Origin of the sequence: Kaistia sp. UC242_56 (assembly GCF_044452255.1) — a bacterium.
Lineage (GTDB): Bacteria > Pseudomonadota > Alphaproteobacteria > Rhizobiales > Kaistiaceae > Kaistia > Kaistia defluvii_A.
In genome coordinates this window covers 374,520-391,602 of record NZ_JBIOAN010000002.1, presented here as the reverse complement: position 1 = coordinate 391,602, position 17,083 = coordinate 374,520, and the positions used below count along the sequence as shown (strand labels likewise).

Here is a 17,083-nt window from a genome sequence, read left to right as displayed (position 1 = left end):
AACCCCCTTCCCCGATGCGATTGGCGGACATATCTTGGTCGGCATGAGCACTCTGTCGATCGGTGTCCGTCGCGCAGAAGCCAGTGACGCGGAAGCAATCACCGCGGTTCACGACAGCGCTTGGCGTCAGGCGTATGATGGGTTGATCCCGGCCCGGGAACTGGGCCGGATGATCACGCGGCGGGGTGCTGCGTGGTGGAGCCGCGCGATACGCCGCGGCACCGGCATCGTCGTCATCGATGTCGGCGGCACCGTGGTCGGCTATGCCACCTTCGGGCCCAACCGGGCGCGCAACCTGGTCCAGCGCGGCGAAATCTACGAGATCTACATGCGGCCGGAATATCAGGGCGTCGGCCTCGGCACCCGGCTGTTCCTCGCGGCCCGGCGCGAGCTTCTGCGCCACGGCTTCGATTCCGCCGTGGTCTGGGCGCTGGCCGAGAATGAAGGCGCCTGCCGCTTCTACAAGAATGCCGGCGGCCGCAAGGTGGCGCGCGGCAGCGAGCGCTTCGGCGACACGGTGCTGGCCAAGGTCGCCTTCGCCTTCGCGCGCGGCTGAGTCGCCCTTTCCTCCCGATCCGGATCGTCCTTCCCGGCGCGGCTTGCTGCGTTGCGGCGAATTCGGGCTTGCGGGCCGGGATGGCGCCCCGTAAAGGGAAGCGCCCATTTCACTCGAGGTACCGCCATGAACATCGATGCTGTTCCGATCGGCAAGAATCCCCCGCACGACGTCAATGTCATCATCGAAGTTCCGGTCGGCGGCGAGCCGATCAAGTACGAGATGGACAAGGAAGCCGGCGCGCTCTACGTCGACCGCTTCCTCTATACGCCGATGCGCTATCCCGGCAATTACGGCTTCGTCCCGCACACGCTCTGCGGCGACGGCGACCCGATCGACGTGCTGGTCGCCAACCAGCGCGCCATCGTCCCCGGCGCGATCATGAACTGCCGCCCGGTCGGCGTTCTCAAGATGCGCGATGAGGGCGGCGAGGACGAGAAGATCCTGGCCGTGCCGTCGACCAAGCTGACGCGCCGCTACGAGAACGTGAAGTCCTACAAGGACCTGCCCGAGATCACGCTGCAGCAGATCGAGCACTTCTTCCGCCACTACAAGGATCTCGAAAACGGCAAGTGGGTCGAGATCACCGGCTGGGGCGACCTCGACGAGGCGCAGCAGCTGATCGTCGACGCCATCGAACGCGCCAAGAAGGGCTGACCGCGATGTCGCCCACGCGGCGCGGCGTCGCGCAATTTCTGCTGGCGGCCGTGCTCGGCGTGGGCCTCGTCCCGACAAACATGGGAACGTCGGCTGCCGCCGACGATCCCGAGGCCTTCGTGGCGGCGATCTATGCGCGCTACGAGAACGGCGGCGAAGGCGTGCCGCTCGACAATGCCGAGACCGTACGCGCGCTGTTCGAGCCGCGCCTGGCCGAGCGGATGATCGCCGACAGCGACGAGGCCGCCGCCGCGGGCGAGGTCGGCAAGCTGGACGGCGACCCCTTCGTCAACGCGCAGGACTGGGACATTTCCGATCTTCGCGTCGATGTCGAAGCCGGGACGCCCGACACGGCCGAGGGCCATGTCACCTTCCTGAATTTTGGCGAGCCGAAGCGGATCGAGCTGCGGCTGGTCCAGATCGACCAGGGCTGGCGCATCCGCGACGTGTTCTGGGACGAAGGATCCCTGCGCGGGCTCTACACCCACTGAGCGGGAACGGGGTGGCGCGCGTATCGCGCGGACCGTCCGTTCAGCCGGTGAGCCGGCGCAGCCGCTCGATCAGGTCTGAAACCTCGCCATCGATGCGCAGGCCCTTCAGCCGCGCCGTATGGCCCGTGATCAGCGACACGGCCGAGCGGGGGACGCCGACGGCCTTGGCCAGCAGCGCCTCCAGCGCCGCATTGGCCGCGCCCTTGTCCGGCGCCGCCCGCACCCGCGCCAGCACGACCTTGCGACCATCCGCCAGTTCGCCGAGGCCGTCGATGCGATCGCTGCCGCCCTTGGGCGTCAGGCGCACCTGAACCACGACATGGCCATCGCCGGTGCGGACGAAGCCGTTATCGCTCAAAACACGTTCGGGTAGACGTAGCGGATGATGACCTGCTGGATCAGGATGATGCCGAGGAGCAGGATGATCGGCGAGATGTCGATGGCGCCGAGGCTCGGCATGAAGGCGCGGATGCGCCGCAGCGCCGGCTCGGTCGCCTGGTACAGGAACTTGCCGATGGAAGCCACGACCTGATTGCGCGGATTGACCACGCCGAAAGCGTAGAGCCAGCTGAACAGGGCGCTGGCGATCACGATCCACCAATAGAGGTTGAGGGCGATCATAACGACGTCAAGGATAGCGCGCATGGGTTTCCCGGAATGGTCGCGGAAGAAATCAGGACGTCCTGATGTAGCGATCGCCCGCCACGACCGCAACCCGCGCCTGCGGCGCGCGCCAAAGCGGCCCCTCCGCCCTCGTGCCAACCGAGCCGCCTGACCACCGCCCGAGAACAGCCCGGCGGGCAGGAAGGCGTGCCTTCGCAGGAATCCGGAGGAGCGCCCGTCCCATCGCGGCAGGCACGACGGCCTGTCGTTTCGGCCTTGCTGGCGCGACGTTCCGGAGGTGCTTGACAGCCTTCGGCGCCCCCCTCTAAATGGCCGCGTCGCGATGCGACGGGGCCGTAGCTCAGATGGGAGAGCGCTGCAATCGCACTGCAGAGGTCAGGGGTTCGATTCCCCTCGGCTCCACCAACTTTTCCGTTGGTCGGAATAGTTTAGTCCAGCTGCTAGCCTGCCTGCCGCCCCCCCCCCCCCCGGAGGCCGCGGATCCATGGCTCGCTCCAGCAAGATCCTGTCCGCCGACTGAACCGCTCTCGACACGGCTCGGGATCGCCACCGGCCTAAAGCGGGACGGACCGCGCAGCTTTCCCCTGGATCCAGATCGCGGAGTTGGCGGTCTCCCGCCGGCACCTCGCCGCGACGCCACGCGAAACTGCGCCAGCCCAGATCGCAGTGCAATTTCCCCGTGGCGGCGCCACCGCGTAGCCACCGAGATCATCGCCACAACGGATTGCCTTGCAGGACCAAATCCGATAGCTATCATTTCAATATCTCTTGAGAGGTTGAAATGGACGAGACACAGGCCCTGAACGCCTTTTCGGCACTGTCGCAGGAGACGAGGCTCCAGATTGTCCGGCTGCTGGTGAAGGCCGGGCCAGACGGTCTGGCGGCTGGCGTCATCGGCGAGGCGGTCGGCGCGTCGTCGTCCAAGGCCTCGTTCCATCTGAGCCATCTGGAACAGGCGGGACTGATCACCTCCCGGCGCGAATCCCGTTCGATCCTCTACAGCGCCGCCTATCCGGCCCTGGCCGGCCTGGTCGGCTTCCTGATGCGCGACTGCTGCCAGGGCCACCCCGAAGTGTGCGAGCCCGCCATGGCGGCGCTAGCCGCCTGCAACTGCTAGCCAGAAAGACGAAGAAATGATGGACCGGATCTACAATGTCCTGTTCCTCTGCACGGGCAACTCGGCGCGCTCGATCCTTGCTGAGTCCATTCTCAACAAGGACGGCGCAGGCCGCTTCAGGGCCTTCTCGGCCGGCAGTCAGCCCAAGGGCAGCGTCAATCCACTCGCGCTTCGTATATTGGAGAGCTTTGGATATCCCGCCGCGGGCTTCCGCTCAAAACCCTGGGATGAATTCGCCGCGCCCGGCGCGCCGACGATGGACTTCGTGTTCACCGTCTGTGACAGCGCCGCTGGCGAAGCCTGCCCGGTATGGCCGGGGCAGCCCATGACCGCGCATTGGGGCATCGAAGACCCTGCGGGCGTGGTTGGCAGCGACTACGAAATGGAGAGGGCGTTCGTCACAGCTTTCGGATTGCTGAAGACGCGCATCTCCCTGTTCACGGCGTTGCCGTTCAAGCGCCTCGATACCATCGCGCTGGGAGTGAAGCTCTCCGAAATCGGCCAGATCGAGGGTGCCAGCTCGCCCCGGAAGATTGGAGCCTAGGCGTCCATGACCTTCGTCCTCTACCACAACCCCGATTGCGGCACCTCGCGCAACACGCTCGCCTTGCTGCGCAGCGTGGGGGTCGAGCCGCGCGTCGTCGAATATCTCAAGACCCCGCCGAGCCGCGCGGAACTCGCCGATCTGATCGACCGGATGGGCCTCGCGGTGCGCGACGCGATCCGCCAGAAGGGCACGCCCTATGCCGCGCTCGGCCTCGACGATCCAGCCTTGGGCGACGACGCCCTGCTCGATGCGATGATCGCGCATCCCATCCTGATCAACCGGCCGATCGTGGTCGGCCCGCCCGGCGTAAGGCTATGCCGGCCGTCCGACATCGTGTTCGACCTGCTGCCGACCGGCGTCACGACCGCCCTTCTCAAGGAGGAGGGCGTGCCTTTCCTGGTCGACGCAGGGATAGCGGGGAACGACCCCGGGCTCGTCGGCGCCCTGCAATCCGCTGGCCTTCCCGTCGACGATCTCCTGGAGCCGGGACGAACCTTCTTCGCCTACCGGACGCCGGCCGGCGATCTCGTCGGCTTCGGCGGCTACGAGGCTCTCGGCGACAACGCGCTGCTGCGGTCCATCGTCGTCCTGCCCGCGTGGCGCGCCCAGGCGCTGGGCCGCAACCTCGTGGCGCTCCTGCAGCGGCGCGCCTTTGACGCGGGCGCCCGCCGCGCCTGGGTGCTCACAAGCTCGGCCGCACCCTTCTTCGAAAAAATCGGCTTCAAGCCTGTCGCGCGGGACGATGCGCCTTCCACCGTCCTCGCGACCCGTCAGGCCAGCAGCCTGTGCCCGGCCGACACCGCCCTTCTCGCCCGCACCATCCGCTTCTAGGGCCTTTCACCGTTTCTCCGAAACGGCGCAACGCTCTAACTCCTTGTGGGATCACGTTTCTTCACGCGAACCGGTACCCATTTCGCTCGAAAACGCTTCTAGAGGCCCGCCCGTGTCCATCTTCGAACGCTATCTCACCCTGTGGGTAGCCCTCTGCATCGTCGCCGGCATCGCCCTCGGCCATGTCATGCCGGGTGTCTTCCAGGCCATCGGCGCAGCCGAAATCGCCAAGGTCAATCTGCCGGTCGCCATCCTGATCTGGCTCATGGTCATTCCCATGCTGCTGCGGATCGACTTCTCGGCGCTCGGCCAGGTCGGCCGGCACTGGCGCGGCATCGGCGTTACCCTGTTCATCAACTGGGCCATCAAGCCCTTTTCCATGGCGCTGCTCGGCTGGCTGTTCATCGGCTGGCTGTTTCGCCCACTGCTGCCGGCCGACCAGATCGACAGCTACATCGCCGGCCTCATCATCCTCGCCGCCGCGCCCTGCACAGCCATGGTGTTCGTCTGGTCGAACCTGACCAAGGGCGAACCCCTCTTCACCCTGTCGCAGGTGGCGCTCAACGACGCCATCATGGTCGTGGCTTTCGCGCCCATCGTCGGCCTGCTGCTGGGACTGTCGGCCATCACCGTCCCCTGGGGCACGCTTCTGCTCTCGGTCGCGCTCTACATCGTCGTGCCGGTGCTGCTCGCCCAGATCGCCCGTCGCCGGCTGATCGCCACGGGCGGGCAAGCCGCGCTGGCGAAGGCCCTGCGACGGCTGGGTCCGGTCTCCCTGGTGGCGCTGCTCACCACGCTGGTGCTGCTGTTCGGCTTCCAGGGCGAACAGATCATCGCGCAGCCCCTGATCATCGGCCTGCTCGCGGTTCCGATCCTGATCCAGGTCTATTTCAACGCCGGCCTCGCCTACCTCCTGAACCGGGTCACGGGCGAAGCGCATTGCGTCGCCGGCCCCTCCGCCCTGATCGGCGCGTCCAACTTCTTCGAGCTCGCCGTCGCCGCCGCCATCAGCCTGTTCGGCTTTCACTCGGGCGCGGCGCTGGCAACCGTCGTCGGCGTGCTGATCGAGGTGCCGGTCATGCTCTCCGTGGTGTGGATCGTGAACCGGTCCAAGGGCTGGTACGAGCGCGGCCCTCTTGTCCGCCCCACTCTTGAGGAGACGCGGACATGATTCCCGCACTGCCCAACGTCGCCGCCGACCTGCTCCAAGCTCCCGAATCGGACAAGCTGCGGAAGACGGCCTCGACGCATCGTCCACGCATCCTGCTGCTCTACGGCTCGCTGCGCGAGCGCTCCTACAGCCGCTTCCTGACCCTGGAGGCCGAACGGCTGCTGCAGCATTTCGGCGCGGAAACGCGGGTGTTCGATCCGCACGGCCTGCCGCTGCCGGACGCAACGGCCGCCGACCACCCCAAGGTCCAGGAACTGCGCGAACTGGCGCTCTGGTCGGAGGGGCAGGTCTGGACCAGCCCCGAGCGCCACGGCGCGATGAGCGCGGTCATGAAGGCGCAGATCGACTGGATCCCGCTTTCGGTCGGTGCCGTGAGGCCAACGCAGGGACGGACGCTCGCGGTAATGCAGGTGTCGGGCGGCTCGCAATCGTTCAATGCCGTCAACCAGCTCCGCGTGCTCGGGCGCTGGATGCGCATGATCACCATTCCGAACCAGTCCTCGGTCGCCAAGGCGTTCCAGGAGTTCGACGAGGCCGGGCGCATGCGACCGTCGAGCTACTATGACCGGGTCGTCGACGTGATGGAGGAACTGGTCAAGTTCACGCTGCTGACGCGGGATGTCTCGCCCTACCTCACCGACCGCTACAGCGAGCGCAAGGAGGCCGCCGAGGCCCTCGAAGCCCGCCTCTCGCTTGCCGCAGCCGTGCGATGACCGCAACCGCTTCCGCTGACGAGGCTGCATACGCCGCTCGATGCTACGGCAAAAGCGTCTGGCTTCAGCCGATCGATGCACCCGTCATGGCCTCGGAAACCCGCCAAAGCCGCTCGGCCAGGTCGGGGTCAGCGGCCCATGGGGCAACGCCCTTGCGGCCGGCTTCGCCCGTGTGGATGGGGGCAACGTCACAGTCTTCCAGGTAAAGACCTCCAAGGTCCGCCAGCAGCGGACTGGTGGCGGCCCATACCGACGTCGCGGCCGCCTGAGGAACCGTCTTCATGCCGCGGGCGGGGTCGACCCGAGGCCTGCCCTGCTCATCCCGCGCGTCGAAGCTGGCAATCTCCGCCTCCGAAAGATGCCGCGCCAGACCGGTCAGGACCTGGCCGGGATGCAGGGAGAAGGCCCGCACGCCGCTTTCCCTGCCACGCTTGTCCAGCGCCATGGCGAAAAGGGCATTGGCGGTCTTGGACTGGCCATAGGCCACCCATTTGTCATAGGGGCGCGAGAGGAAGTCGATATCGTCGAAATCCACGCCCGCGATCTGGTGGCCCCGCGAGGACACGCTGATGACGCGGGCATCGCCGCTCCGGGTCAGCGCGGGCCACAGCGCCACGGTCAGCCGGAAATGGCCGAGATGGTTGGTGGCGAACTGGCTCTCATGGCCCTCGGCATCGCGCCACAGGGGCGCCGCCATGATGCCAGCGCTGTTGATAAGCATGTCGAGAGCCCGGCCGCCTGCCACCACATGCGCGCCAAAAGCCGCGATCGACGCAGGATCCGTCAGGTCGATCGGATCGACCTCGACATTGGCGATCCCAGCCAGGGCCGCTCTGGCCTGGTCCGGGTCGCGCGCCGGAACGAGAACCCGCGCACCCGCCTCGGCCAGGGCGCGGACCGTTTCGATGCCAAGGCCGGAGTGGCCGCCGGTGACGATGGCGTTCTTGCCGGACAGGTCGATGCCGCGGATCACGTCGGCAGCCGTGCTGGCAGCGGAAAAGGGCGAGCCGATCGGATGTTGCTGGGTCATGTCTTGTCTCCACTGGTGAGGTCTCCAGATATCGCCTATCTCGATGGACAATCCAGACACCCAAGTCCGAGATAGTATCGTGATCGTCCAAACCATGCCCGGCGACGCCCTGTCCGCGATTCTCACCACCATCCATGCCGTGGCGCAGTGCTCGATCAGCCTGCAGGCAGGCGGCGAATGGGGCGTCCGCTTCTCGGCGCCCGCCAACATCAAGTTCAACGTGGTGCGTCGCGGCACCTGCTGGCTGCTCGCCGAGGGCCAGACACCGGTGCAGCTCGCGGCCGGCGATTGCTTCGTCGTCGCCCACACGCCCTTCGACCTGGCCAGCACGCCAGACGCCCGGATGAAGGCGGCCCGCGACGTCTTCACAGACTCTGGCATGGCCGCCAAACTCGGGGATGGCGCCGATTTTGCCATTCTAGGCGGCAGCGTGCGGCTCGATACCATTGACGGCGTAGTGCTTTCCGGCGCGCTGCCGCCGATTCTGGTGATCCAGGGAGGTGCGGCGGCGCCGATCACATGGCTGCTCGACCAGCTCGATCGCGAATGGGATTCGGGCGCGCCCGGGGCCCAACTGATGTGCAACGACCTGTTGCGCCTCGCCTTTGTCCACGTGCTGCGCGCCCATCTGGCGCAGGGCGCCGCCGACGCGGCCGGCTGGCTGGGCGGGCTGACGGACCGGCACATTGCCCCCGTCCTGCAGGCGGTGCATTCCGAACCGGAGCGCAACTGGACCCTGGCCGAGCTGTCACGCCTTGCCGGCCAGTCCCGGTCCAGCTTTGCCGCGCGGTTCAAGCAGCGTGTCGGCGTCGCCCCGCTGGACTATCTGACACGCTGGCGCATGCGGGTGGCAGCCGGCAGATTGCGGCGCGGGAACGAGCCGGTGTCCAGCATCGGCGCGGCGCTCGGCTACCGCTCCGACAGCGCCTTCGGCGCCAGCTTTCGCCGCATCTACCGCACCTCGCCGGCGCGCTATCGCAGTGATCACCGGCAGAACGCGTCGACCCCGGGGCTCGACATGGCTTAAAGCCCGCAGCGCTGAGCGGCGGTCAGCGCCCGGTTCCGGGGCCCTCGTCGTCATCATCCAGGAGGATGCGCTGGGCGGCGCCGTCGAGGTCGTCATATTGGGCGCTGCGAAGCGACCAGAGGAAGACGACGAGCGCGACCAAGCCGAACAGCAGCGCGAGCGGCACCAGAAAGATCAGGCTGTCCATGGCTGCCCCTGCGCGACCGGGGGCCGGCGTGCTTCCGCCTCCGGGCGCCGCGCCGGGACGGCGGGCCGGGCTTCCGCCTCGTCCTTGCCGCTGCCGGCCTTGAGGCGGAGCGCATTGGCGACGACGAGGATCGACGACAGCGACATGGCCAGCGCCGCGATCAGCGGCGTGACGAACCCGGCGATCGCGACGGGAAGCGCGATCAAATTGTAGGCGATGGCGAGGCCGAAGTTCTGGCGGATGAGCCGCCCGGCCTCGATCGACACGCGATAGGCCAGCGGCACGGCCTTGAGGCTGTCGCGCAGGAAGACGAAGTCGGCGGCGTTGCGGCCGATGTCGGCGGCGCTCGCCGGCGCCATCGAAACATGGGCGGCCGTCAGGACCGGCGCGTCGTTGAGCCCGTCGCCCACCATCAGCGTCTTGCGTCCCTCGGCCGCCAGCGCGCGGACCCGGGCAACCTTGTCGGCGGGCAGCGCCGCCGCGGTGACGTCGTCGATACCCAGTTCGGCGGCGGTCGCTTGAACCGGCTCCATGCGGTCGCCGGAAAGGATCAGCGTGCGAAGGCCCGCCTGGCGCAAGGCCTGGACCGCGGGGCGCGCATCGGGCCGCAGTTCGTCCGTGCAGGCGAAGGCGGCGAGACAACGGCCATCGACGCTCAGGACGGTGCCGCTGGTCTCGCCGGGCTCGTCCAGCGCCCACTCGGCCCGGCCGAGCCGATAGGTCCGTCCGGAAAGCGCCGCCTCGACGCCATGGCCGGGAATTTCGGTCAGCCGTTCGAAGGGCACATCGCCGCCGCCAAACCGCGCCGCGATGGCGCGCGAGACGGGATGGTTCGAGAACGCGGCCATGGCGGCGGCGATCGCCGCATGGGCCGGCTCGATCCGTTCGGCATCGATGAGTTGCAGCTTGCCTCGCGTGAGGGTGCCGGTCTTGTCGAAGGCGACCGTGTCGATTTCGACCAGGCGCTCCATGGCGGAGCCGTCCTTGACCATGACGCCGTTCTCGAACAGCCGCCGGGCCGCCATCACCTGAACGATCGGCACAGCGAGGCCCAACGCGCAGGGACAGGTGATGATAAGAACGGCGATGGCGATGGTGATCGAGCGGTGCCAGTCGCCGGTCGCGGCGACCCAGCCGACCAGGGTCAGCAAAGCTGTCGCATGGACGACCGGCGAATAGAGCTGCGAGGCGCGGTCGGCAAGCCGCCGGTAGCGGGCCTTGCCGCCTTCCGCCGCTTCCATCAGCCGGACCATCTCGGCCAGGAACGAATCCTGCGCCCGGGCGGTCGCCGTGACGACGAGCCCGCCGGTCAGGTTCAGCATGCCGGCCTTGAGCGCCGACCCGGCCTCGACCGGCTGCGGCAGGCTCTCGCCGGACACGACCGAGCAATCCAGCTCCGACGCGCCGCTGGAGACGGTGCCATCGACCGGCACGCGGTCGCCCGCCGCGACGAGCAGGGTCATGCCCGGCTCGATTTCCGCGACCGGCAGATAGTCGCTTCTGCCGTCGGCGCCAAGCACGGTGGCGCCGCGCGGCGCGAGGCGTACCAGCCCGCTGACCGCCTGGCGCGCCCGCTCCCGCATCATGTGGTCGAGCGTGCGGCCGATCAGCAGGAAGAAGACCAGCGAGGTCGCCGCGTCGAAATAGGCGTGCGCGCCGTTCTGGAACGTCTCGTAGACGCTGATGCCGAAGGCGAGGCTGATGCCGATCGAGATCGGCACGTCCATGTTGGTGCGCCCGTGCTGGAGCGCGTTCCAGGCCGAGCGGAAGAAGACCAGACCGGAATAGAACAGCGCCGGCAGGGCAAGCAGGGCCGAAATCCAGTGGAACGCCTGCCGGGTCTCCGGCCCGGCGCCCGACCAGACCGACACCGACAGCAGCATGATGTTCATCGAGGAGAAGCCGGCGACGGCCAGCGCGCGGATCAGCTGGTTGAGCTGGGGATCGCTCGCCGCCTCGGCCGTGTCATAGAGATGCGAGGGATAACCAAGCCCCGACAGCGTCTCGATCAGAGGCGGCACCTCGCCGCGCCACGTCACACTGGCGCGGCGCGTCGAGAAATTGACGCGGGCCTGGGTGACGCCTGGAAGCGCGGCGAGCCCGCGCTCGACCTTGCGGATGCAATCGGCGCAATGCATGTCCGGTACGGCGAGATCGATCTGGCGCAGCCCGTCGCCGAGATCGCGGCTGGCGAGCCGCAGTTCCTCGTCGGAAGCGCTGGCCTGGACCGTCCGAGCCAGGTCGGCGGCCCCGCCAGCGCAGCAGCTCATTTCATCGCCTCGTAGCTATGCCAAGTCGCGTGGCCGAGCAGCGGAAACACGACGATCAGCCCGAGCAGGCCGGTTGCCACGCAGAGCGCGAAGAGGACGAGCACGATCGCGCCCCAGGCCAGCATCACCGGCAGGTTGTTCCAGACCAGCGAGATGCTGGTGCCCATGGCCGTGAACGCGTCGGTCTTCTCGTCGAGCAGCATCGGGATCGCGAAGGTGCTGATGGCGAAGGAGAACGCGGCGAACAGCGCGCCGACGACCGTTCCAACCAGCAGCATCGCAAGACCGACCGGCGTGGTGAACAGCATGGTCGCGACATTTTCGAGCCCTGGGAACGGCCGCAGGCCGAAGAACAGCGCATAGATGAGCACCGCGGCGCGCATCCAGACCAGCATGAGCAGGCAGAGGATGGCGCCCGTGAACCAGACCTGCGCGCCGGATTCCGACTTGACCAGGATCATGCGCGCCAGGGAAACCGGCCGGCGCTTTGCGATGTCGCGGCTCTTGGCATAGAGACCGATGGCGACGAACGGCCCGACCACCATGAAGCCGGCGAGCGCCGGAAACAGGATGTAATCAAGGCCGAGAGCAAACAGGCTCCAGATCACGACGCCCGAGATCGCGAAGACGACGAGGCCGTAGACGAGGCTGGTCGCCGGGCGGACGAGCAGGTCGCGCCAGCCGGCCGCGAGCCAGCCCAGCGCGGCGCTAGGCGCCAGATCGCGCCGGCGCGACGGCACCAGCGGCGGCTCGATGGCGGGGGATGCGTTTGTGGACGTGGCCATGATTGTCTCCTGCCTCAGCACGCCGACTTGGCGGCACGGAAGCCGTCACCGGTATCGGACGCATCGCGTGCATGCGGAACGCAGTCCGGCTGCGAGCGCAGCGCGACATAGACGAGATGCACATTGGCGCCGACCAGGACGGCGACGCCGATCGAGGCGATCGCGATCGAGATCCACTTCCAGTTGGGGCGCCTTGGCCGCGCCCCGGGCAGCGATGGAGCCAGGCTCATTTCGCCTCCCCCTCCAGCGTGTGGACGTAGAGCGCCAGGATCTTCATGTCGATCGGGCTCAGTCGCTCGCCCCAATGCGGCATGTGTCCCTGCCGCCCGCCATGCACCGTGCTGAAGATCGACTGGGCGTCGCCGCCATAGATCCAGGCGGCATCGGTCAGGTCGGGCGCGCCCACCTCGGGATTGCCCTTGCCGGCCTCGCCGTGACAGGCGACGCAATTGGCGGCGAAGACTTCCCTGCCCGCTGCGACGCGGGCGGGATCAAGCTGTCCCACCGGAGCCGTTCCCGACAGCGAGCGGACATAGGCGACGACATCGCTCACCTGCTTGCGATCGAGAATGCCATCGCGTCCGAAAGCCAGCATCTGCGATACGCGCGTATCGCCATGGGTCGAGTTGATGCCGACGCGGATGGTCGCGGCGATCGCTTCCGGCGTGCCGCCCCAGAGCCAGCTCTTGGCGCGAAGATTGGGGAAGCCGGGGCCGCCCCGCGCGTCGACGCCGTGGCAGGCGGCGCAATTGTCGACGAACAGCGTTCGCCCGGTTTCGCGGACCGACTGCATCAGCGGCGTATCGGCCTCGATCGCGGCATAGTCCATAGACGCGACGCGGTCGGTCCAGCCGGCGCGGGCGGTGGCGGCATCCGCCACTTCGCGGGTCACGATCTGGCGCTGGTCGATGCCGAGCAGGCCCTTGGTATAGGTCCAGCCCAGCGGCCAGGCCGGCATCAGCACCCAGTAGACGATCGAAAACAGGATGCCGGCGGCGAGGAAGAACAGAACGACGCGCGGTATCGGCGAGTCGAGTTCCTCGATGCCGTTCCATTCATGCCCGGTCGTCAGCCGTCCGGTGACGGGGTCGCGCTTGCCTAGTTCCACGGCTTGTCGTCCTTGTCGAGAATGCTCTTCTTCGCCTGGTCGAAGCCCTTCTTGTTCCGCGGCCAGAAGGTGTAGACCAGCACGCCGATGGAGAGCGCGATCAGGTAGAACAGGCCCCAGCTCTTGGAGAAGGCAACGACGGATTGATAGTCGAAGTCCATCGCGCTCAGCCTCCCCTGGCCACGGCGGCAGATGCATCCGCCTTGGTCGCTTCCGCCTTCGGGACTTCGACCTTGGGGGCTTCAGCTTTGGGCGCCTCAGCCTTGGGCGCGTCGGTGTTCGGCGCCTCGGTCGGGGGCAGCGTGGCCTCGGTCGAGGCGGCGTCGGTCAGCTTGCCCAGGATCTGCAGATAGGCGACCAGCGCATCCATCTCCGTCAGCCGCGAGGGATCGCCGTCAAAGGCGCGGATGTTCGTCGCCGCGCCATAGCGCTCGCCGACCCCGGTCGCGAAGGCCGTGTCGGGCGCCGCCTGGCCGTAGGCGTCGGCCGGCGCGTTGTCGATCATCGCCTGTGTATAGGGCACGCCGACGCGGCTCATCGCCAGCAGGTGATCGCCGAGGTCGTCGGTGCGCAGCGTCGTCTCTTCCAGCCAGCCATATCTCGGCATGACGGATTCGGGCACCACGTCGCGCGGATTGCGCAGATGCGCCGTCTGCCACATGTCGGAATACTTGCCGCCGATACGAGCCAGATCCGGCCCGGTGCGCTTCGAGCCCCAGAGCATGGGATGGTCGTATTGCGACTCGACCGCCAGCGAATAGGGACCGTAGCGCTCCACCTCGTCGCGCAGGGTGCGGATCATCTGCGAGTGGCAGGCATAGCAGCCTTCGCGCAGATAGATGTTGCGCCCCGCCAGTTCGAGCGGCGTGTAGACGCGCATGTCCGGCGCCTTCTCGACCGTCTCGTGGATGGTGAAGAGCGGCGCGATCTCGACGAACCCGCCAATCGCCGAGACGCCGACGATGGCCAGCACGAAGCCGATGGCGCTGCGTTCGAGCTTGCGATGAAAACTCGGCATGTCGGCTACTCTCCGGCCTGAAGGGCGGGTTGGGTCGCAAGGTGCGGCTCGTCCGCCTCCCCCGCCTTGGCGGCGAGCGCGGTTCCGGGCTGACGGATGGTCATCCAGATGTTGTAGGAGCCGAGGATCGCGCCGATCAGGAACAGCAGGCCGCCAAAGGCCCGGGCGATGTAATAGGGATGCATCGCGACCAGGGAATCGACGAAGGAATAGGCGAGCGTCCCGCTTTCATTGTAGGTCCGCCACATCAGCCCCTGGATGATGCCCGAATTCCACATCGCGAAGACGTAGACGACGGTTCCCGCCAACGCCAACCAGAAGTGCCACTCGATCAGCTTGGGCGAATACATGCGCTCGCGCTTCCACATCCACGGCACCAGCGCGTAGATCGAGCCGAAGGAGATCATCGCCACCCAGCCGAGCGCGCCGGCATGGACATGGCCGATGGTCCAGTCGGTGTAATGGCTGAGCGAATTGACGGCGCGGATCGCCATGAACGAGCCTTCGAAGGTCGAGAGGCCGTAGAAGACGGCGGCGACCATCATGAAGCGCAGCGTGGCGTCGTCGCGCACCTTGTGCCAGGCACCGTTCAGCGTCGCCAGCGCATTGCCGGCGGAGGCCCAGGACGGCACCAGCAGCACGATCGAGAAGGTCATGCCAAGTGTCTGCACCCATTGCGGCAGGGCCGTGTAGTGCAGGTGGTGCGAGCCCGCCCACATATACATGAAGGTGATGCCCCAGAAGCTGATGATCGACAGCCGGTAGGAGAAGATCGGCCGGCCGGCGCGCTTCGGGAGGTAGTAATACATCATGCCGAGGAAGCCGGCGGTCAGGAAGAACGCCACCGCATTGTGGCCGTACCACCACTGGGTCATCGCATCCTGCACGCCGGAGAACAGCGAATAGCTCTTGGCGTGGCCCAACGAGACCGGCACGGCGAGGTTGTTGACGATGTGCAGCACCGCCACGACCAGGATGAACGCCATGTAGTACCAGTTGGCGACGTAGATATGCGGTTCCTTGCGCCGCTGCAGGGTCCGTATGTAGATCAGGAAATACACGACCCAGACGATGACGAGCCAGATGTCGGCATACCATTCCGGTTCGGCATATTCCTTGGACTGGGTGATGCCGATGAAATAGCCGCTGACCGCGATGACGCAGAACAGGTTGTAGCCGAGCAGCACGAACCACGGGCTGATCTGGTCCGGCAGCCGCGCCCGCGTGGTGCGCTGGAGCACGTGGAAGGAGGTCGCGATCAGCGCGTTGCCGCCAAAGCCGAAGATGACGCTGGTCGTGTGCACCGGGCGGATGCGGCCGAAGCTCGCCCAGGCGGCGTTGAAGGTTAGGTCCGGCCAGGCCAGCAGCGCTGCGACCCACACGCCGAAGGCGAGGCCGAACACGGCCCAGGCCATGGCGAGCACGATGCCGACCTTGGTCGGGTCGTCGTAATAGCGCGAGAGCCGCGAGCTGTCCGGCTCGGGCCCATAATAGCCTGCGATCACGAAGAAGCTCACGCCGAGGGCGTAGAGCAGAATGACGAAACCATGGGTCCCGATCGGATCGCCGCGGCCTATGGCGGCGAGCGCCAAGCCGCAAAGCGCGACCATAATCGAGATCGCGAGCGCGACCTGCCGATCGCCCCTGCTTAGTCCCGCAACCATATCCGAGCCCTCAAATTCCAGAAACAAAGCCGCTGCGCCGCCTTGGCGAAAAGGTTGCGTGCGGCAGGACTTTCCCGGAATTCGGCGAGTTCGTATTTGTTCTAGATCAAAGAGAGCCGCGAAAAGCACGGCGGGGCGGGCTTCTCCCCCATATCCGGACTCCGCAGGGCGCAGATTGTCGCCATACCTTGCCGCCGCGCAACGAGCGGCACGCCGACATGGGCCCTAATCGCATCCGTTCGGCAAGGGAGCGATGACGATGAAGACGGCACTCGAGACGATGTCGATGGACTCGATCATGCGACGATGGCCGGAAACCATCCCCCTGATACTTCGGCATCACATGCTGTGCGTCGGGTGTCCGCTGGCCCCCTTCCAGACGGTCGCCGAAGCCTGCCGGGACCATGGCGTCGACGAGGCGCGCTTCGTCGAGGACATTCGGTCCGTGATCGGGACGAAGGACAGCCCCGGCTAGCTCAGTCCTTGCCGGCCTTGCCTTCGGCGAGCAGCATCAGGCGATGCGGCGCGACGACCGTCACGCGCTGGCGGCCGCTCTCGACCACGCCCTTGGCCTCCCACGCGGTGAGCAGCCGGCTGACCGTGTGCAGCGTCGTCCCGGTCATTTCGGCGATATCCTGGCGCGAGATCGGGAAATCGATCCGGATTCCCACCTCGGTCTTTTTTCCAGTCTGGTTCGCCAGCCGCAGCAAGGCATTGGCAACGCGCTGCTCGACCCGCTCGGTCGCCATTTCGACGAGACGGGTCTGCACCTCCTGCAGGCGGGTGCCGATGGTCTTGTAGGTGTTGGTGGCGAAGCCCGGAATCCGCTGGGTGAACTCGCTCCAGAGCCCGCCCGGCCAGGCCAGCACGACGCAATCGACCGCCGCGATCGCGCTGGCGGGATAGGTCGAGCGCCCCAAAGCGTGGGCGATGCCCAGCAATTCGCCGGGGCTGATATAGCGCACAATCACCTGGTCGCCATCCGGCGTCGTCTTGACGACGCGAACATGCCCATCCAGCAGCAGGAAGAAGGAATGCGCCGCCCCCTCCTGCTCGAAAACCACCGCATCCTTGGCAATGCGCAACGAACGGGCACTGGACAGGACGACGTCGAGGTCCGCCGACGAGGCAGTCTCGAAGGGCGGCAGCCCGATGATCAGGGAGCGATCCAGCTGGCTCATGGTTCCTCTCAGCGCGACGGCCGCTTCCGGGGGTCGTGCGAGCGCGGCGGCAATTTCCCATTCCACCGGGCAAATCGCAAGCGCCGTTGCCCTCCGTCGCCAAACC

Annotated in this window: 21 protein-coding genes, 1 tRNA gene and 1 pseudogene; 11 read left to right on the top strand and 12 right to left on the bottom strand. The window is 67.0% G+C overall.

Translation table 11 applies throughout. From position 1 onward, the window contains the following. Nucleotides 1-43: 43 nt before the first annotated feature. The 3 genes from ACHMWQ_RS04610 to ACHMWQ_RS04600 all read left to right on the top strand — a co-directional run bounded on the left by ACHMWQ_RS04610 (nt 44) and on the right by ACHMWQ_RS04600 (nt 1,704). Complete coding sequence (locus ACHMWQ_RS04610; protein ID WP_266334258.1) at nt 44-556, top strand: GNAT family N-acetyltransferase; 513 nt, start codon at nt 44-46, stop codon at nt 554-556. A gap of 126 nt (nt 557-682) precedes the next feature. Continuing rightward, complete coding sequence (ppa, locus tag ACHMWQ_RS04605; protein WP_354553349.1) at nt 683-1,213, top strand: inorganic diphosphatase; 531 nt, start codon at nt 683-685, stop codon at nt 1,211-1,213. A gap of 5 nt (nt 1,214-1,218) precedes the next feature. Beyond that, nucleotides 1,219-1,704 carry a DUF3828 domain-containing protein gene (locus ACHMWQ_RS04600; protein WP_396306556.1) on the top strand — a complete coding sequence of 162 codons (486 nt, stop codon included), beginning with the start codon at nt 1,219-1,221 and terminating at the stop codon, nt 1,702-1,704. A 40-nt stretch (nt 1,705-1,744) separates the two neighbouring features. On the opposite strand, the gene ACHMWQ_RS04595 is transcribed toward ACHMWQ_RS04600, so the two are convergent. Together ACHMWQ_RS04595 and ACHMWQ_RS04590 are read right to left on the bottom strand one after the other, a co-directional pair. Beyond that, the gene (locus ACHMWQ_RS04595) at nt 1,745-2,062 is read right to left on the bottom strand and encodes a DUF167 family protein (protein WP_396306555.1); all 318 of its coding nucleotides are present in this window, start codon (nt 2,060-2,062) and stop codon (nt 1,745-1,747) included. Next, complete coding sequence (locus ACHMWQ_RS04590; RefSeq protein WP_354553346.1) at nt 2,059-2,349, bottom strand: YggT family protein; 291 nt, start codon at nt 2,347-2,349, stop codon at nt 2,059-2,061. The genes ACHMWQ_RS04595 and ACHMWQ_RS04590 overlap by 4 nt, the downstream gene beginning before the upstream one ends. Before the next feature lie 308 nt (nt 2,350-2,657). On the opposite strand from ACHMWQ_RS04590, the gene ACHMWQ_RS04585 reads away from it, so the two are divergent. The 6 genes from ACHMWQ_RS04585 (at nt 2,658) to arsH (ending at nt 6,707) form a co-directional block, all read left to right on the top strand. Then, nucleotides 2,658-2,733 (top strand) — tRNA-Ala (locus ACHMWQ_RS04585). A 376-nt stretch (nt 2,734-3,109) separates the two neighbouring features. Beyond that, nucleotides 3,110-3,445: an ArsR/SmtB family transcription factor gene (locus ACHMWQ_RS04580; protein ID WP_396306554.1), complete on the top strand. Its 336-nt coding sequence runs from the start codon at nt 3,110-3,112 to the stop codon at nt 3,443-3,445. A 16-nt stretch (nt 3,446-3,461) separates the two neighbouring features. Then, nucleotides 3,462-3,989 carry an arsenate reductase ArsC gene (locus ACHMWQ_RS04575; protein WP_396306553.1) on the top strand — a complete coding sequence of 176 codons (528 nt, stop codon included), beginning with the start codon at nt 3,462-3,464 and terminating at the stop codon, nt 3,987-3,989. Between the two features lie 6 nt (nt 3,990-3,995). Continuing rightward, a complete protein-coding gene (arsC, locus tag ACHMWQ_RS04570) occupies nt 3,996-4,823 on the top strand; it encodes an arsenate reductase (glutaredoxin) (protein ID WP_396306552.1) in 828 nt (275 codons plus the stop codon). A gap of 112 nt (nt 4,824-4,935) precedes the next feature. After that, entirely contained in the window at nt 4,936-5,994 is a 1,059-nt protein-coding gene (gene arsB / locus ACHMWQ_RS04565) for an ACR3 family arsenite efflux transporter (RefSeq protein WP_354553342.1), read from the top strand. Continuing rightward, the gene (gene arsH, locus ACHMWQ_RS04560; protein WP_354553341.1) at nt 5,991-6,707 is read left to right on the top strand and encodes an arsenical resistance protein ArsH; all 717 of its coding nucleotides are present in this window, start codon (nt 5,991-5,993) and stop codon (nt 6,705-6,707) included. The genes arsB and arsH overlap by 4 nt, the downstream gene beginning before the upstream one ends. A 64-nt stretch (nt 6,708-6,771) precedes the next feature. Here the strand turns inward: arsH and ACHMWQ_RS04555 are convergent, their stop codons facing one another. Further along, nucleotides 6,772-7,737 (bottom strand): oxidoreductase, encoded by a 966-nt coding sequence (locus ACHMWQ_RS04555; RefSeq protein ID WP_396306551.1) that lies wholly within the window; start codon nt 7,735-7,737, stop codon nt 6,772-6,774. A 43-nt stretch (nt 7,738-7,780) separates the two neighbouring features. Between ACHMWQ_RS04555 and ACHMWQ_RS04550 the strand changes: the two genes are divergently transcribed. Next, nucleotides 7,781-8,764 carry an AraC family transcriptional regulator gene (locus tag ACHMWQ_RS04550; RefSeq protein WP_396306550.1) on the top strand — a complete coding sequence of 328 codons (984 nt, stop codon included), beginning with the start codon at nt 7,781-7,783 and terminating at the stop codon, nt 8,762-8,764. A 22-nt stretch (nt 8,765-8,786) separates the two neighbouring features. Here the strand turns inward: ACHMWQ_RS04550 and ccoS are convergent, their stop codons facing one another. The 8 genes and pseudogenes from ccoS to ccoN form a co-directional block, all read right to left on the bottom strand. Then, complete coding sequence (ccoS, locus tag ACHMWQ_RS04545) at nt 8,787-8,951, bottom strand: cbb3-type cytochrome oxidase assembly protein CcoS (RefSeq protein ID WP_396306549.1); 165 nt, start codon at nt 8,949-8,951, stop codon at nt 8,787-8,789. Beyond that, nucleotides 8,939-11,221, bottom strand: coding sequence for a cation-translocating P-type ATPase (locus tag ACHMWQ_RS04540; protein WP_396306548.1), 2,283 nt, complete (start codon nt 11,219-11,221; stop codon nt 8,939-8,941). The genes ccoS and ACHMWQ_RS04540 overlap by 13 nt, the downstream gene beginning before the upstream one ends. Next, complete coding sequence (locus ACHMWQ_RS04535; protein ID WP_396306547.1) at nt 11,218-12,006, bottom strand: DUF2189 domain-containing protein; 789 nt, start codon at nt 12,004-12,006, stop codon at nt 11,218-11,220. The genes ACHMWQ_RS04540 and ACHMWQ_RS04535 overlap by 4 nt, the downstream gene beginning before the upstream one ends. Before the next feature lie 14 nt (nt 12,007-12,020). Then, entirely contained in the window at nt 12,021-12,236 is a 216-nt protein-coding gene (locus ACHMWQ_RS04530; protein WP_396306546.1) for a hypothetical protein, read from the bottom strand. Further along, nucleotides 12,233-13,114, bottom strand: coding sequence for a cytochrome-c oxidase, cbb3-type subunit III (gene ccoP / locus ACHMWQ_RS04525; protein ID WP_396306545.1), 882 nt, complete (start codon nt 13,112-13,114; stop codon nt 12,233-12,235). The genes ACHMWQ_RS04530 and ccoP overlap by 4 nt, the downstream gene beginning before the upstream one ends. Continuing rightward, complete coding sequence (locus tag ACHMWQ_RS04520; protein ID WP_354553333.1) at nt 13,105-13,275, bottom strand: cbb3-type cytochrome c oxidase subunit 3; 171 nt, start codon at nt 13,273-13,275, stop codon at nt 13,105-13,107. Before ACHMWQ_RS04520 ends, ccoP begins: the two co-directional genes overlap by 10 nt. 143 nt (nt 13,276-13,418) lie before the next feature. Beyond that, a pseudogene (gene ccoO / locus ACHMWQ_RS04515) lies at nt 13,419-14,132 on the bottom strand (cytochrome-c oxidase, cbb3-type subunit II); the annotation flags it as partial. Between the two features lie 5 nt (nt 14,133-14,137). Further along, on the bottom strand, nt 14,138-15,796 hold the full coding sequence (gene ccoN, locus ACHMWQ_RS04510) for a cytochrome-c oxidase, cbb3-type subunit I (RefSeq protein WP_396306544.1): 1,659 nt from the start codon (nt 15,794-15,796) through the stop codon (nt 14,138-14,140). Between the two features lie 253 nt (nt 15,797-16,049). Between ccoN and ACHMWQ_RS04505 the strand changes: the two genes are divergently transcribed. Then, complete coding sequence (locus tag ACHMWQ_RS04505; RefSeq protein WP_396306543.1) at nt 16,050-16,271, top strand: DUF1858 domain-containing protein; 222 nt, start codon at nt 16,050-16,052, stop codon at nt 16,269-16,271. A gap of 1 nt (nt 16,272) precedes the next feature. On the opposite strand, the gene ACHMWQ_RS04500 is transcribed toward ACHMWQ_RS04505, so the two are convergent. Then, complete coding sequence (locus ACHMWQ_RS04500) at nt 16,273-16,977, bottom strand: Crp/Fnr family transcriptional regulator (protein WP_396306542.1); 705 nt, start codon at nt 16,975-16,977, stop codon at nt 16,273-16,275. Between the last annotated feature and the right edge of the window lie 106 nt (nt 16,978-17,083).

Bases quoted from the DNA above. Each gene is read 5' to 3' on its own strand.
- ccoN (WP_396306544.1), bottom strand. From the start codon at position 15,796: ATGGTTGCGGGACTAAGCAGGGGCGATCGGCAGGTCGCGCTCGCGATC.
- ppa (WP_354553349.1), top strand. From the start codon at position 683: ATGAACATCGATGCTGTTCCGATCGGCAAGAATCCCCCGCACGACGTC.
- ACHMWQ_RS04535 (WP_396306547.1), bottom strand. From the start codon at position 12,006: ATGGCCACGTCCACAAACGCATCCCCCGCCATCGAGCCGCCGCTGGTG.
- ACHMWQ_RS04505 (WP_396306543.1), top strand. From the start codon at position 16,050: ATGACGATGAAGACGGCACTCGAGACGATGTCGATGGACTCGATCATG.
- ACHMWQ_RS04540 (WP_396306548.1), bottom strand. From the start codon at position 11,221: ATGAGCTGCTGCGCTGGCGGGGCCGCCGACCTGGCTCGGACGGTCCAG.
- ACHMWQ_RS04580 (WP_396306554.1), top strand. From the start codon at position 3,110: ATGGACGAGACACAGGCCCTGAACGCCTTTTCGGCACTGTCGCAGGAG.
- arsC (WP_396306552.1), top strand. From the start codon at position 3,996: ATGACCTTCGTCCTCTACCACAACCCCGATTGCGGCACCTCGCGCAAC.
- ACHMWQ_RS04520 (WP_354553333.1), bottom strand. From the start codon at position 13,275: ATGGACTTCGACTATCAATCCGTCGTTGCCTTCTCCAAGAGCTGGGGC.
- ACHMWQ_RS04555 (WP_396306551.1), bottom strand. From the start codon at position 7,737: ATGACCCAGCAACATCCGATCGGCTCGCCCTTTTCCGCTGCCAGCACG.
- ACHMWQ_RS04610 (WP_266334258.1), top strand. From the start codon at position 44: ATGAGCACTCTGTCGATCGGTGTCCGTCGCGCAGAAGCCAGTGACGCG.
- ACHMWQ_RS04600 (WP_396306556.1), top strand. From the start codon at position 1,219: ATGTCGCCCACGCGGCGCGGCGTCGCGCAATTTCTGCTGGCGGCCGTG.
- ACHMWQ_RS04550 (WP_396306550.1), top strand. From the start codon at position 7,781: ATGGACAATCCAGACACCCAAGTCCGAGATAGTATCGTGATCGTCCAA.
- ccoS (WP_396306549.1), bottom strand. From the start codon at position 8,951: ATGGACAGCCTGATCTTTCTGGTGCCGCTCGCGCTGCTGTTCGGCTTG.
- ACHMWQ_RS04530 (WP_396306546.1), bottom strand. From the start codon at position 12,236: ATGAGCCTGGCTCCATCGCTGCCCGGGGCGCGGCCAAGGCGCCCCAAC.
- ACHMWQ_RS04575 (WP_396306553.1), top strand. From the start codon at position 3,462: ATGATGGACCGGATCTACAATGTCCTGTTCCTCTGCACGGGCAACTCG.
- ACHMWQ_RS04500 (WP_396306542.1), bottom strand. From the start codon at position 16,977: ATGAGCCAGCTGGATCGCTCCCTGATCATCGGGCTGCCGCCCTTCGAG.
- ACHMWQ_RS04590 (WP_354553346.1), bottom strand. From the start codon at position 2,349: ATGCGCGCTATCCTTGACGTCGTTATGATCGCCCTCAACCTCTATTGG.
- arsH (WP_354553341.1), top strand. From the start codon at position 5,991: ATGATTCCCGCACTGCCCAACGTCGCCGCCGACCTGCTCCAAGCTCCC.